The sequence below is a fragment of the Niabella hirudinis genome (assembly GCF_051201075.1).
Classification (GTDB): Bacteria; Bacteroidota; Bacteroidia; order Chitinophagales; family Chitinophagaceae; genus Niabella; species Niabella hirudinis.
On the sequence record NZ_JBPEHJ010000002.1, the window covers coordinates 75,943 to 91,643 of the forward strand.

At 47.3% G+C, this 15,701-nt stretch carries 10 protein-coding genes; 4 read left to right on the forward strand and 6 right to left on the reverse strand.

The features are described from left to right. Positions 1–82: 82 nt before the first annotated feature. Genes GGU45_RS03655 through GGU45_RS03670 form a run of 4 tightly spaced genes read right to left on the reverse strand, consistent with a single transcriptional unit; the run spans position 83 to position 6,993 of the window. Positions 83–3,712, reverse strand: coding sequence for an efflux RND transporter permease subunit (locus GGU45_RS03655; RefSeq protein ID WP_435222122.1), 3,630 nt, complete (start codon positions 3,710–3,712; stop codon positions 83–85). Positions 3,713–3,755: 43 nt separating this feature from the next. Next, positions 3,756–4,961 carry an efflux RND transporter periplasmic adaptor subunit gene (locus tag GGU45_RS03660; RefSeq protein WP_435222124.1) on the reverse strand — a complete coding sequence of 402 codons (1,206 nt, stop codon included), beginning with the start codon at positions 4,959–4,961 and terminating at the stop codon, positions 3,756–3,758. A gap of 27 nt (positions 4,962–4,988) precedes the next feature. Continuing rightward, positions 4,989–6,362, reverse strand: a complete 1,374-nt coding sequence (locus tag GGU45_RS03665) for a TolC family protein (RefSeq protein ID WP_435222126.1) — start codon at positions 6,360–6,362, stop codon at positions 4,989–4,991. Further along, the gene (locus GGU45_RS03670) at positions 6,349–6,993 is read right to left on the reverse strand and encodes a TetR/AcrR family transcriptional regulator (RefSeq protein ID WP_435222128.1); all 645 of its coding nucleotides are present in this window, start codon (positions 6,991–6,993) and stop codon (positions 6,349–6,351) included. Before GGU45_RS03670 ends, GGU45_RS03665 begins: the two co-directional genes overlap by 14 nt. Positions 6,994–7,197: 204 nt before the next feature. Here GGU45_RS03670 and GGU45_RS03675 point away from each other — a divergent pair, with 204 nt between their 5' ends. The 4 genes from GGU45_RS03675 to GGU45_RS03690 all read left to right on the forward strand — a co-directional run bounded on the left by GGU45_RS03675 (position 7,198) and on the right by GGU45_RS03690 (position 13,111). After that, a complete protein-coding gene (locus GGU45_RS03675; RefSeq protein WP_435222130.1) occupies positions 7,198–7,818 on the forward strand; it encodes a DUF502 domain-containing protein in 621 nt (206 codons plus the stop codon). 21 nt (positions 7,819–7,839) lie between these two features. Further along, the gene (locus GGU45_RS03680; protein ID WP_435222132.1) at positions 7,840–9,060 is read left to right on the forward strand and encodes a DUF1015 domain-containing protein; all 1,221 of its coding nucleotides are present in this window, start codon (positions 7,840–7,842) and stop codon (positions 9,058–9,060) included. Positions 9,061–9,906: 846 nt separating this feature from the next. Next, positions 9,907–10,923 (forward strand): tetratricopeptide repeat protein, encoded by a 1,017-nt coding sequence (locus GGU45_RS03685; RefSeq protein WP_435222134.1) that lies wholly within the window; start codon positions 9,907–9,909, stop codon positions 10,921–10,923. A gap of 409 nt (positions 10,924–11,332) precedes the next feature. After that, positions 11,333–13,111: an AMP-dependent synthetase/ligase gene (locus GGU45_RS03690; RefSeq protein WP_435222135.1), complete on the forward strand. Its 1,779-nt coding sequence runs from the start codon at positions 11,333–11,335 to the stop codon at positions 13,109–13,111. A 556-nt stretch (positions 13,112–13,667) separates the two neighbouring features. On the opposite strand, the gene GGU45_RS03695 is transcribed toward GGU45_RS03690, so the two are convergent. Then, positions 13,668–15,032, reverse strand: a complete 1,365-nt coding sequence (locus GGU45_RS03695) for an MFS transporter (protein ID WP_435222137.1) — start codon at positions 15,030–15,032, stop codon at positions 13,668–13,670. Between the two features lie 6 nt (positions 15,033–15,038). Beyond that, the gene (locus tag GGU45_RS03700) at positions 15,039–15,701 is read right to left on the reverse strand and encodes a bifunctional 4-hydroxy-2-oxoglutarate aldolase/2-dehydro-3-deoxy-phosphogluconate aldolase (protein WP_435222139.1); all 663 of its coding nucleotides are present in this window, start codon (positions 15,699–15,701) and stop codon (positions 15,039–15,041) included.

The window sequence follows — 15,701 nt, forward strand, 5'->3', positions numbered from 1 at the left end:
TCCCGCATAGCAAAAAAAATATACAACAAACGGCGACCTTTTGAGTCGCCGTTTGTACTTTATTGAAAGGTTTATGGGTTCTTTAGAACCAACTCCCGATATAGGCTTCGTTTACCGTATCCTTTTGCCCTGCCAGCCTGTTTCTCCTGCGGGCTACTTTCCTTTTTTGCCGGAACATGGTAAGCAGCATCAGGGGAATAAATAAAAATATGGCCGGTGGAATACCCAGGAAGGAAATCCATTTTCCCCCGTATTGCCGGCGCATGGGCCGCTTCAACCTTTCTGCAATCAGGTACATGCTGGGTACCATTACCAGCGTCATAAAGAATGCAAAAGCCAGTCCAAAGATAATGGTCCAGGACAGGGGTTTCCAGAACATCACATTGTCGCCGCCAAAGAAGATCTTTGGATTGAGCTCGGAAAACATCGTCACAAAGTTGATATTAAATCCAACCGCCAGCGGTATCAGCGCCATAATGGCTGCCAGTGCCGTCAGCAGTACGGGAATGATCCGTGTTTTACCGGCCTGTATCACGGCTTCGCGGGTCTTTAGTCCACGCCCCCGCAGCTCATCGGCAAACTCAATCACAAGGATACCGTTCTTAATAACAATACCCGCCAGTCCCAGGATTCCCACACCGGTCATTACTACCGAAACCGCCATGCCGGTAAACGTAAAGCCCAGCAGCACCCCAATAATACTGAATATGATCTCTGTTAAGATAATCACCGACTTACTCATGGAGTTAAACTGCGTCACCAGGATGAGCAGGATGAGCCCCAGGGCGATCATCAGCGCTCTTCCCAGGAAGGCGCCTGTTTCTGCCTGCTGTTCTCCCTCTCCTGTCTGCTTAATAGTAACATCATCGCCGGCGGCATGAAAATTATCAATGGCAGATTTGATCTGGGCATTTACCGCAGTGGGCGTATACCCTTCTGCCTCCAACACATTACTGCGCAGGGTAATCATCCGCTTCTGGTTTTTGCGCTGTACGCTTCCCAGCGTATTGGTATAATCCACATCTACCACGGAGCTAATGGGTACGCTTTTTACTTTTCCGGTGGCCATATCGCGGAATACCACGTTCATATTGAGCAGATCGGTAAGGTTCTTGCGCTGCACCTCGGTATTTCTTACGTAGATCTTATACTCATCCTTGCCATTTTTGATCTTGCTGGCTTCGTTTCCAAACAACGCGGTGCGGATCTGCATGCCGATTTGGCCCGAAGACACACCCTCGCTCAGCGCCCTTTCCCGGTTCACTTTAAGTGTTACCTCCGGACTGCTCAGGTCTACATCCATTTTCAGCTCTTCCACACCCGGGATCTGCAAGCTATCCAGGTAATTCTTTAAGCCCACTGCCGTAGGAATGAGGTTATCAAATTCCTCACTGGCCACTTCAATATTGATGGGCGGGTCTGTGGGCGGACCATTTTTTTCCTGTTCCACCGAGATCTCTGCACCCGGAATATTCTTGATGGCCTGGCGCACTTTGGTCAGGTAAGGCGCCGTGCTTACCCCATGTCGTTTTTCAAATTCCACAAAGGAAACCTGTATGCGCCCCAGGTTACTGCGGGTACTTCTGTCTCCACTGTTGGGATCTGCCGCGCCAACGGCTACGTTGGCGATCACACTCTCCACCACCGGGTTCTTTTTGCCTTTGGCCGGATCCATATCCAGCGCCTGATTTACCTTGGATTCCAGAGTGCGGGTAATAGAATCCGTGTATTTTACATCGGTACCACTGGGCAGCTTCAGGTATACGTAAATAAAGTTGGGATCGGATGACGGAAAGAAAACCACCTTGGTTCTTCCGGCTCCCGCAGAGGCGCCAAACATCATAAAGGAGACGATTAGCAAACCAAAAGCGCCCAGCAGCAGCCCAACCGGCCGCCAGCCTTTGAGTGCCCACTTCAGCAGGTCCTCATAGTGGCCCATGATCCAGGGCAACGCCTTATTTTGAAATTTATGGATCCAGTCGTCAAAAAAGTAAACATATAATACGGTAAGAAGCGCGAGGAAGAGCGACAGGTTCCCGATGAAGAAGGCAATGCTCCCCTTACCCATGGGTATGCCCACCAGGTCAAAGAGCACCCCAATTACGATCATCGTGATGAAGGACCGTGAGCGGAACACATCAGATTTCTTTTTATGTTCCGGGCTATCGGGATGATTCATAAAATCCACTGCAAATACCGGGTTCATAAGGAAGGCTACCACCAGCGAAGCAGCCAGTGTAAAGATCAACATCAGCGGCAGATAGATCATAAACTTACCAATGATCCCCGGCCAGAACAGCAGCGGAAAAAACGGCGCCAATGTGGTCAATGTTCCTGCAAGAACCGGCAACCATACTTCACCGGCGGCCAGCATAGAGGCCTGTTGCGCATTCACTTTCCCCTTTCCTTCTGTAAAAATGCGGTGCGTATTCTCAATAACCACAATGGCATCGTCCACAATAATCCCCAATCCAAACAACAGCGCAAAAAGCACCATAAAATTGAGCGTGATATTGGTGCCAATAAATGCTTCCCCAACGGGTATGAACATAAAGGCTACAAACATACTCAGCGGCACACTTAAGGCCACAAAGAAGGCATTGGTAAGCCCCATAAAGAACATCAGGATGATCAGCACCAATATAAACCCGATCACAATGGAATTGACCAGGTCATTGAACGAGGTACGGGTAGAAATGCTCTGGTCCCCGGTAACGGTCACATTCAGGTTTTGAGGAAACACCGTTTTCTTCATGTCCTCGCTGATCGTCTTTACCGCATCACTGGTTTCAATAAGGTTTTCGCCACTGCGTTTTACAATATTTAAGGTGAGCACGGTTTTGCCATCCAGCCGGGCATAGCTGTCTGTTTCCTTAATAGTATCTTTTATGGTGGCAATATTTTTCAGGTAAATGGGATTGCCGGTGTTGTTGCGCACAATCACTTCTTCAATATCCCTTGCGGTCTTAAACTGGCCTTTCAGCTGCAGATTGCGCCGCATATTGCCCACTTCCAGCAATCCGCCGGAAATATCCCTGTTTTCTGCCCTTACCGCACCGGCAATATCATCAAAAGTGATACCTGCGGCCTGCATTTTGGCATTATCCACGTTGATCTGAAACTCCCGTTCCGGCGCTCCCACCAGGTCTACCCGGGTGATCTGCGGCAGCTCTTCAATACGGTCCTTCATTTTATCGGCATACTCCTTTAACCGCACCCGGTCAATGTCGCCACTCAGGTTCACATACATGATGGGCATCTCCGACATACTTACTTCCAGCGCCGTTGGCTCCTGGGTAAGGTCGGTAGGCAGGTCCTGCCGTGCCTTATCGATCGCATCCTTTACTTTCTGCAGGGCCACTTCCACCTTTTCATCCGAACCAAATTCCACCATGATGGAGGAGTAATCCTGGAAGGAGCTGCTGGTCACCTTGGTAACCTTAACCCCCGTCATGCCCTTCAATTGCTTTTCGATGGGCTGTGTTACCAGATTTTCTATATCCTTTGGTGAATTTCCCACGTAGATGGTGGATATGTACACATTGGGGATCACCACATCCGGAAAACTTTCCTTGGGCGTGGAGATGAATTTGTATACCCCAAACAGGGAAACCATCAGTATAATCAAATAAAGTGTTGTACGGTTCTTTACCGCCCAATCCGTAGGTTTAAATCGCTTGCTCTTCTCTAAAAAATCTTCTAAAATACTCATATGTAAATTATTTGCAGTAAGATATGTTTAGTGCCTGCTCCGTTTATTTTGCACCCTGGGTGGTTACCACCTGCCCGTCGTACAAACTCTGAAATCCTTCTGTGATCAGCTGATCGCCATCTGCCAGCCCGGATTTAATCTCCAGCTGATCGCGATACAGCTCGCCTACCACTACTCTCTTTTTGCGGGCCACCAGGTTATTCCCTTCTTTCACCGCTACCAATACAAATTTTCCTTCGTCGTCCGATTGCAGGGTGTTTACCGGTACGGTAATAGCATCTCCGGAACTATAATCCTGGATCTGTACTTTTGCCAGCTGGTTGGCGCGGATGGCAGGATCCGATGGTACGGCAGCCTCTACATAAAAGGAACGGGTGGTGGGGTCTATCAGCTTGCTGACCACACTTGCTTTTGCAGCAATTTCCTTATTGCCGGCATCCGGCAGGGTAATCTTTAAAGGAGTACCCGCTTTGATCCGGTCGATATAGGTTTCCGGAACATTCACCACCAGTTTTAAATTGGATGTGTTTACGATTGAAATTTGCGGCGTTGTGCCCGCCACGCCGGAGAACAGTTCACCCACTCTTACATTTACCTGGTCAATTACCCCGCTGATATCTGCTCTTACATTGGTAAAAGCCAGCTGTTCTTTTGCGGCCTGTATCTGCGCCTCTGCGGCGCGTAGCTGAGATGTAAGGGCGTCTACATTGGTTTTTGCCTGTATTACCTGAATTTCCGCGCCAATATTATTGGCCCAAAGGTTTTTATACCGCTCGTAAGTTGTTTGGGCCAGCTTTAACTGTGCTTTAATTTGTCCTGTTTGCTGCTGGTATCCAATTAACTGCTGCTGCTGCAGGGCATCTTCCAGCTTGGCCAGAACTTGTCCCTTACTCACATGGTCCCCTTGCTTTACATAAATGGCCCTTACCACCCCCGGTTGTCCTTTGGGCGCCACATAAGCGCTGTTTTTCGCATCAATCCTGCCCTGTAGGTCGATGTAGTGATTGAAGGCATTGCTTCCAATAGCCTGGATGGTTACAAATTTCGCTTTAATGGTACCGGGCTCCAGCTTTGCCAGTTCTGTTTCTAACTGGGTCAGTTCATCATTGTTCTTCTTCTGCTCGGCTTTCAGTTTTTCAATTTTGGCTTTAAGATCGCCAGCCTTTCCCTTCTCCTTTCCGCCTCCGCAAGAGTAAAGCACCAATGCAAAAGCAGTAATCGTCAATGTGGTTTTTAAAACGCTGTGCATAAAATATAGTATTAAATAGTTTGGATGTTAAAATTTACCAATGGCCTTTAGGAAGTCCACTTTTGCCACAACGGCATTGTACAGGGCATTGTAATAGTTTGTTTGAGCCGATTGCAGCTGTACCCGGGCATTATCGATCTCGATCTGGCTGCCGGTACCCATTTCATATTTCTTTTTGGTTTGCTGATATACATTTTCCGCCAGCTTCATGTTCTGCTTTTGATAGTCCATATCGGTGATGGCCGATTTAAAGGTATTCACCGAAGACTCCCGTTCCTGGTTGATGGATAATTTAAGAGCTTCAATCTGATTCTGGGTTTGCTGTAACTTAATTTTAGCCTGGGCGATGCGGGCATTGGTAGCAAACCCGTTAAAAATAGGTATATTAATGTTCAGTGAAATGGAACTAACAGGGTACCACTCCGCCGTTCCGTTAAACATTTTGGTCATTTTATTGGTTTGCGTCATATAATCCCATGAGCCGCTCAATCCTACACTGGGAATTTTACTGTATTGATACCGCTGCAGGTCCAGCTTCCCCAGTTTTTCGCCCAACAATGCCGCCTGAAAATCTTTCCGCTGGCTATAATCAGATTCCGAAACCGCTTCGATCACACCCTCCTTCAGCTGTTCATCCGTAAGCGCATCGGTAAGCACCAGTTGGTCTTTCATGGGCATTCCCATTAACACTTTTAACCCCAGGTACCCGTTGCTAACAGAATTCAGCACCTGATTTTTTTGAGAGCCCAGGTTTGCCAGTTGTACGTCCAGCTTATCAATGTCCAGCTTTTCGGCAAAGCCGTTATCATACATAATTTTGGTATCGTTCCTGTTTTTCTGCACCAGCGCTATGTTTGAATCTATGAGCGCGATCTGCGTTTTGCTCAACACCAGCTGGTAATAAATTTTGGCAATGTTGAGCCGTATTTGCTCAAAGGTTACTTCTGATGCCTTCTTCTTGTAATCGATCAACGTTTTTCGCGCCTGAAGGCCGGTAAATACCTGCCCGTCAAAAAGAAGCTGCGACAAAGAAACGCCGGCCATGCCGCTCCAGGGTGCGGAAAAAAGGTTAGGGATATACGTATCTTCCGCTAAAGGAGGAGCATCTTTGTCACCAAAAAAATTATCCATCCCTTTTGGAAAAAACAGTTTGGGGAGCTTCAGGTTATCGGTAACCCCCGCCCTTCCATTAATCTGCGGGTAAGCCGTTCCCGTTACCTCACGGTTTACCTGCTGTTGCAAATTAATATCCAGCAATGCATTTTTTGCCTGCACATTGTGCTGTTGTCCATATTCCAGCGCCTGCTGTAAAGTAAAATAATGAGTGCTGTCCTGCGCCTTGCCGCTGCCCGCCATCATCAGCCCCACGGTGGCCATTATCATTAACCTAATCTTTTGCATCTGAACTATTTTTTGGTTTGTGTTTTTTGTACTTTTCGATTAATTTCTGCCCTTTTGGCGTTGCCATCCCGTGAAGAAAAAAATAAAATATTTCCAGCTGTGCGTGGAACAATCCTTCCTTTAGCCGGCCATAAAATTCCGGCATAAAAAGAATGTCGATACTACCTACCCGGAACTGTGCAATGATGTCGATATTAAAATCATCGCGGTACAGGCCTTCCCCAATGCCCCGCCTGATATTTTCCACAATGATTTCATAAATAAATTCATTCTTGTAGTCCACAAATTTTTTGTAAACCCTGGGATGGTATTTTTTAAGATCATTTATCAATACGGGGTTCATATTCCTGAACAGTTCAGAGGTTTGTCCGATGGCCAGGAACCCTTCATGTACCGCGTTATCAGAGATCTGGTGAAAGGTCCGGCACTGCGTGCCATTGTCGGCCAGGATCTGTTCAATGGCGTCCCCCACCAGGTGATCCTTATCCGTATAGTACTGGTAGATCGTTTTTTTACTGCTGCCAACGGCCGATGCAATATCATCCATGCTCACGCTGCGGGCCCCGTATTGCATAAAGAGCTGTAATGCCTGGTTGCGGATATGAATCTTATGTTCGTTTTCGTCTTCCATTTTGCCGGACGAAACTATGGAAACTTTTTGAACTATTAAAGTTTCCTACGTTTTTTTGAAAAAAACTTAACCGAAGTTATTATTACCCGGCGTTTGGGCACCATCATTACCGGCGAACGGGTCTTTTTTACCGGTGAACGGAGTATATCCGCTTCTTATTACAGACTTCTTTTGCAGTAAGATTTTGTTACTTTTGCCGGAATCATGGCTACCGTACCTCATAAGAAAAAAGATGGTCTGGCAAGGCAATTATTCCGCTATTTCATCCAGGGCCTCATCATCCTGGCCCCCATTACCATTACCATCTACATCCTGTACCAGCTTTTCAATTGGGTCGACAACCTGCTGCGCCCCATCCTCATCATACCCGGGCTGGGCTTTTTAACCATTATCCTGTTTGTGCTGTTTATAGGCTGGGTAAGCTCATCACTGATCATGGAAGCCGTAATCAGCTTTTTTGACCACTGGCTTGAGCGCACGCCCGGTATTAAATTACTTTATACCTCCATCAAGGATTTTTTTCGCGCCTTCACCGGCGATAAAAAAAAGTTCACCAAGCCGGTGGTGGCCAACATCTTCGACCGCGATATCTGGATCGTTGGCTTTATAACGGATGAGGAAATGACCAAATTTAACCTGGGCGCCAACATGGTGGGCGTTTATGTACCCCAGGCCTACAACTTTGCCGGACAACTTTATATTTTACCGCGCAACCGGGTGCAGCTGATTGATACCATAACGCCCGGCGATGCGATGAAGTATACCGTAACCGGCGGCGTTGTCGAAATGGAACAGCCTTCAGAAACACATCCAGAAAAACCATAAACCCAATTTTAAACAGGCCCTATGTCAATTATAAAACCTTTTGCCGCCCTGCGGCCTCAAAAAGCCATCGCCGCCCGGCTGGCCTCCCGCCCCTATGATGTACTGAACAGCGATGAAGCCCGGGAAGCTGTTAACAATAACCCTTACTCATTTTTGCATATTACAAAGGCCGAGGTGGACCTGCCGCCCGGTACCGATATCCACAGCCCGGCAGTATATGAAAAGGCAAAGGCCAACCTGCTTTCTTTCCGGGAAACCGGTGCCCTCTTCCAGGAAACAACCGCCTGCTATTATATTTACCAGCTCATCATGAACGGGCGCAGCCAAACGGGACTGGTGGCCGCATCTTCGGTGGCAGACTATGAAAACAACCTTATAAAAAAACACGAATTCACACGTCCTGAAAAAGAGCAGGACCGCATCGATCATATAAAGGCTACCGGGGCGCAAACAGGCAAAGTATTTCTTGCATATAATAATGTAGCCGAAATGGATGCGCTTATCCGCAACTGGAAAAACGACCACCAGCCGGAATATGATTTTATAGCCGGTGATGGCATCCGGCATACCGTTTGGATCGTGAACGGGGAAGCCACCATTAACCAGATCACCCGGCTGTTTGCAGAAAAAGTACCGGCCACCTATATTGCCGATGGACATCACCGCGCCGCCTCGGCAGCAAAACTGCACCAGGCCCTGCCCCATAACGATGAGGCCGCTTATTTTCTGACGGTTATCTTTCCGGCTGACGAACTTTCCATCCTGGACTATAATCGCGTAGTAACCGACCTCAACGGCCATAGCTCCGGGGAATTTATCGCGGCCCTTCACGAAGACTTCGAGGTTACCGCCTCCCGCGATCCTGTAAAACCAGCGCACCTGCACGAGTTTGGGATGTACTTAGATGGCAGCTGGTACCTGCTCCGGAGCCGGCCCGATACATATACGGAGGACCCGGTGGGTCTGCTGGATGTCTCGATCCTTTCGGAAAATGTGCTGGACAAATTATTAGGTATTAAAGACCAGCGTACCGACAAACGCATCGATTTTGTGGGCGGCATCCGGGGTATGGAAGCGCTGGAAAAGCGCGTAAACAGCGGCGAAATGAAACTGGCCTTCAGCCTTTACCCGGTTACCATTCAGCAACTGTTCGACATTGCGGACAGCGGCCAGGTAATGCCACCCAAGAGTACCTGGTTTGAACCCAAATTGCGGGATGGCCTGCTAACGCATTTGTTGTAGCCAATAGCTGTTTCAGGTTCGGTACTAAACGGATATTCATACTAATTTGAAGATTTGGAAATGTGGAAATGTGGAAATAAGAGCCGGGTATTGACGGAGTCTTCGGTTTTTTATTTGAGGTTTGACGTTTGAGGTTCGGTATTAACCGGGTTGTTTATCTTAATGTGGAAATGTGCTGATTTGAAAATTTGAAAATGGGAGTTTCTTTTGTTAACGCGGTCTTCGTATCTCAGAAGGTTCATCAGAAATCAGAAATTCCCACATTTTCAGATAAAGATCGCATCTTTTAATGGCAAACAGGCGCAGCGCGCCGTTGACCCTTATAACGATGAGCACCCAAAACCTCCCGTAGCCGCAGCGCGGCGGTAATTTCCTGTGCACTGCTTGTACAAACCGCAATGATTACCGGTGCGCTGCACCTTTATTACCTGTATTGTCGTTTACTAACAGGATCAGCGCTGCGCTGCAGCTCCCGGGGCAAAAATTAACCTGACGCGCATGCGATGGCTATAACCTGCTGATCAACCCCTATCATAAGGATTTTAAAAAAATAAAAATTATCAGCGCTGAGGCGTTCCCATTTGACAGGCGGATTTTCAGGTAGCGCAGAAAGTACACCAACAATCAATCCCAGTCTCAGTGCCAGTGCATGCACAGGGCGCTGGTGCTTTGGCCGTCTTCATATCCGCACGCAACACCAGCAATGGCCAAAAAAATTAAAATTGTGCTGCTACCACCCTTTGCGCTATTTTTACGTCTTTGTTGGAACAGTTTCGGCTTATTTTTTGATAGATAAGCCTGAAAACAGTTAACTATACTGTTAATCAGTTATTTAAAATTTAGAAAATGAAGCAAATCTTTACCGCGGGTCTTTTTTTAATGGGATCCGTTGTGGCATTCGGACAGGATCAAATTGCGCTCATGCGCGAAAATGCGCGAAAATTTATGATGTCCGGTGATATCGAAAACGCCGTTTTGGTATTGAACAAGGCCGCGCAAACCGACAAGAATAATATTGATGTTCAAAAAGACCTTGCCCTGGCTTACTATTATAAAAAGGACTATGTAAAAGGCCTGGAAATTGTAAAACCCCTGCTGGCTTCCGAAAAAGCCGATGTGGCTACTTACCAGCTTGCCGGCACCCTGTACCGGGGCACCGATAACGGAAAGGAAGCAGAAAAGATCTATAAAACCGCCATTGAAAAATTTCCGAAACAGGGCCCGCTGTACAGCGAATATGGCGAAGTGCTGGAAGTAATGAAAAACGGAGCTGCTGCCATTAATATGTGGGAAAAAGGTATGGAAGTAGCCCCTTCCTATAGCGGCAACTATTACAATGCCGCCATTTACTACTTTAAACAGCCCGAAGGAAAAATATGGGCAATCCTGTATGGAGAAATCTACGCCAATATGGAAAGCCTGAACCCTAAATCGGGCAATATTAAAAACATGGTGCTGGATGCTTACAAAGACCTATTCTCCGGCAATCTTTCACAAACGGCCGCCAATACAAAGAATGAATTTGCAAAGGCCGTACTGGAAACCTTTGCACGCCAGTCGGGCATCACAGCCCAGGGCCTTACACCGGAAACACTTGCCATGATCCGGACACGTTTTGTGCTGGACTGGATCAACAACTATAATAAAAAATTGCCTTACCGGTTATTTGAATATCACCAGCAACTGATGCGGGATGGCATGTTTGACGCCTATAATCAATGGATGTTTGGGCCGGCCAGTAACCAGGCCGCTTTTGAAAAATGGGCAGAAGCTAACAAGGCCGCTTACGACAAGTTTACGGAATTTCACAAATCAAGGGTCTTCAAAATGCCGGCAGGGCAGGTTTATTCGAACAAGAAATAAAAAATATCCCCTTTTTACCCGCCCGTACCGGATAAAAAGGGGTAGTTGTTTTAGACAGGAGTTTGTTTCTATCAGCTTCAATAAAGAGTGGTAGGCCCGCTATCGCGGACGCCCAACTTCAGCATATTTATGCTTGAGTTGCTACAATCTTCTTCTTTTTTTGGCAGATGATCATTTCGAATACGCAAAAGAAACGGTTATTGGCTCGCAATGAGGCAGTCAAAAGTCGCTTTACAGCATGATGTCGTTCTGAAGATGCCATCCCGGGCCCGAAGATGTCATCCCGGGCTTGACCCGGGATCTATTCCTGCTTCAGCATCTATTGCCGAACAATCATCTTACTTAAAACAGCGGCCCTTATTTAGCAGATTTTCATTAATTTGTAGGTTAGATCTTAAAACGACAATATATGAGTTTTCCTGCTTACAGATTGTTTGATGCCATTGCCCACCAGCTGCAGCATTTTCCAAAACCAGATATGCTCAACGCAAAAACAGATGGCGCCTGGAAGTCTTTTTCCACGGAGGAAGTGGGCCATACCGTAAACCAGTTGTCCCTTGGACTGATCGGCAGGGGCATCAGCGGCAGCGACCAGTCTGCTGAAGCGAGCGATAAGATTGCCATCATCAGCCAGAACCGGCCGGAGTGGGTGTTTACCGATCTTGCAGTACAGCAAACGGGGGCTATTCTTATCCCCATTTACCCTACCACCAATCCAAACGAACTGGAGTTTATCCTGAATGAGTCGCAGGCAAAATTCATCTTCGTAAGCAACCGGGAGCTGCTGGAAAAAGTACAATCCATAAAAACGGAATACCTGCAGGGGATCTATACCTTTGACCGGATTGAGGGTACCCCTCACTACTCCGAACTTTTTATGCCGCTCACTGAAGTTTCCGAGGTGCAGCTAAACGCTGTTAAAGCAACGATTACTCCCCGTCACACGGCTACGATCATTTATACCTCCGGCACCACCGGAACCCCCAAGGGCGTGATGCTAAGCCATGAGAACATCGTAAGCAATGTCTATTTTTCAAAGGCCAGCTTCCCGTTTGAAGATCAGCCACAGACGAAGACACTCAGTTTTTTACCGCTCAATCATATTTTTGAAAAAACGATCACTTATATCTATCTCTTCAGCGGCATTGGCATTTACTACGCCGAAAGTATGGAAACCATTGCCGATAATTTAAGAGAGATTCAACCCGATGGATTTACCACGGTGCCGCGACTACTGGAAAAGGTATATGAAAAAATCATGCTGAAGGGTAAGGAACTAAAGGGCATTAAAAAAGCCCTGTTTTACTGGAGCGTGAATCTGGGCGCCCAATATAACAACCGTATTGACCGGGGCGCCTTTTATAACTGGAAGCTCAATATGGCGCGAAAGCTGGTGTTCAGCAAATGGCGGGAGGCCCTGGGAGGCCATATTAAATTTATTATTACCGGCGGCGCCGCGGCCCCCGAAAGACTGCTGCGCATTTTTAATGCGGCGGGCATCCCTGTTTTTGAAGGGTACGGCCCCACGGAGCACAGCCCCGTGATCTGCGTAAACCGGAAGGAAGATAATTATATGGGAACCGTAGGCCCGGCATTAGAGGGCGTAGAGGTAAAGCTTGCAGAAGACGGTGAAATACTGGCCAAAAGCGTTTGCATCATGCAGGGGTATTATAAGCGCCCGGAGTTAACCGCCGATGTAATTAAGGATGGATGGCTTTGTACCGGTGATATTGGCGAATGGATTGATGGTCGCTACCTGAAAATTACCGACCGCAAAAAGGAACTGTTCAAAACCAGCGGCGGAAAATATGTGGCTCCGCAGCCGATCGAAAACAAAATGAAGGAAAGCAAGTTTATAGAGCAGATCATGGTGGTGGGCAATGATAAAAAATTTGTAAGCGCCCTCATTGTCCCCTCCTTCCATGCGGTAAAGGACTGGATGCAGGAACAGAAAATTGAAATGGGCAGCAACGAGGAAATCGTAAAAAACCCAAAAGTGCACGATCTGTTCCGTTCGGTTATCGATCATCATAATACCCAGTTCAACCACATTGAACAGATCAAAAAATTTGTACTGCTGCCGCGGGAATGGAGCGTAGACACGGGTGAAATGACGCCCAAACTGAGCCTGAAACGAAAAGTGATCCTGGAAAAGTTCAGGAAGGAAATTGATGAGATCTATAGTTAAACAGAAAACCTCCTGGTGGGGCCGTCTCAAAAGTCGCTTTACAGCATGATTTCGTTCTGAAGATGTCATCCCGGGCCTAACCCGGGATCTATTCTCGTTTCAGCATCTATTGACGAACCATCATCTTTAGATGCCGAAACAATCCCGATCGCCATCGCATGTGCGTCAGGTTAAGAACAGATCATGTTGCCATGAAATGTAGTACGAGTAAGCCTTTCGCGCCAAAAAGATCGCATCTTTTAATGGCAAACAGGCGCAGCGCGCCGTTGACCCTTATAACGATGAGCGCCCAACACCTCCCGTAGCCGCAGCGCGGCGGTAATTTCCTGTGCACGGCTTGTACAAACCGCAATGATTACCGGTGCGCTGCACCTTTATTACCCGTATTGTCGTTTACTAACAGGATCAGCGCTGCGCTGCAGCTCCCGGGGCAAAAATTAACTTGACGCGCATGCGATGGCCATCGGGACGGCATGACAAAATGGAGACTTTTGACACTGCCCCCGGCGCGGTCACTTTAATAAAAAGATACCGGCCTGTTAATACTTCTTATATCTTAAAGATCGGTAATGGGTTTGTATTTTGGAACCAGCGATTTCATAATCAACCAGGCCACCAGGTAAGCCAGGGCGCAAATGGCGAACATGATCGTATACCCCGTTTCTATATGACCCAATGCCTCATATTTATCAAACAAAAACCCTCCGAGCTTATTAATAACCACGCCGCCCAATCCGCCGGCCATACCGCCAATACCTACTACGGAACCTACCGCCTTTTTGGGAAACATATCGGACACAGTGGTAAAAATATTAGCGCTCCAGGCCTGGTGCGCTGATGCGCCAATACCAATAAGCAATACCGGTATCCAGTAACTGATATGCCCCAGGGGCTGCGCCAGCAATACTACCATGGGAAAAAGCGCTATGATAAACATGGCAATCATACGGCCATTGTAAGCCTTGTGGCCTCTTTTAATAAAATACATCGGAAACCAGCCGCCGGTAATGCTGCCAACCATGGTGAGACTGTAAATAACCATGATGGGGATACTGATATCGTTTTTCTCCATACCGTATTGCGCCTTTAAATAGGCGGGCAACCAAAACAGGAAAAACCACCAAACCCCATCTGTCATAAACTTTCCCACAGCAAAAGACCAGGTTTGTTTATAGCCCAACAACTTCCACCACGATGTTTTTTCTTTTTCTTCGGTTACAGGTTTTACATCTTCGCCTTCTTCAACCTGTTGTATATATTGTAACTCCTGTGCCGAAAGTCTTTTTTGCTTTTCGGGCTGCTCATAAAACATACGCCAGAAGATCAGCCACAGAAAGCCCAGTGCTCCCACGACAATAAAAGCGCCCTGCCAATGCCATTTGTCCACTATAAAATATACGAGCGGCGCCGCTACTACCGCGCCGATATTGGCCCCCGAATTAAAAATTCCGGTAGCCAGCGACCGTTCTTTCTTGGGGAAATACTCGGCTGTGGTTTTAATGGCAGCCGGAAAGTTTCCCGATTCGCCAAAAGCAAGTACCGCCCTCGAAATCATAAATCCGACCACGGAGGCCGAAGCAACGGTAATGCCCACCGCAGAAAAAGCAGGACCAAAAACATGCCCGATCGGAATGGCAAATGCATGTAAAATGGCGCCAAGGGACCAGACAATAATCGCCCACATAAATCCTTTTTTGGTGCCCAGTTTATCAATAATCGGTCCGGCAAACAACATTGAAATCGCATACACGAACGTAAACACCACGTTGATGTTGGCATAGTCGCTGTTTGTCCAGCCATACTCTGCTGCCAAAGTGGGTTGCAAAAGACTTAAAACCTGCCGGTCAATGTAGTTAATGGTTGTAGCAAAAAAAAGTAAAGCACAAATCGTCCATCTGTATTTTCCTATGGCTTGTTGCATATCGTTTTATTTTGTTTTTATTGACTGAATAAGAGCAAACACTTCTTTTGTTTTTGCCTCAATGGTGGCGTAGTCCCGTGCTGCCATCAGCTCCTTGCTTACCAGTTTGCTGCCCATGCCCACGGCACAAACCCCGGCTTTGAACCAGCTGGCGATACTTTCTTCAGTTGTATCTACCCCGCCGGTAGGCATAAACAACAGTTTTGGAAAAACAGCTTTAATGGTGCCCAGGTATTTTGCACCCAGCATATCGCCCGGGAACAATTTAATAAACCGCACCCCTGCATTTTCGGCTGCAATAATTTCGGTGGGCGTCATACAGCCCGGCGCATAAAAAACTGTTTTTTCAGCTGCAAACGCTGCTACTTCCGGAACAAATCCCGGGCTTACAAAAAAATCGGCCCCTGCTTCCAGGTAGTCCTTTGCATCCTGCAGGTTTTTTACGGTGCCAATACCCAGCAGCAACCCTTCCATTTCCTGGTTACGGATGGCTACCAGTTTTTTAAAGTTATTTAATGCCGCCGCTCCCCGGTTAGTATATTCAACGGCTTTAACCCCCGCTTTATACAAGGCCCGCAACACCTCTACACTTACGGTTTCATCTGCATTAAAATACAAAGGCAGCATCCCCTGCTCAATGATCGTGTCTATCGTTTGTTGTACGGCCAT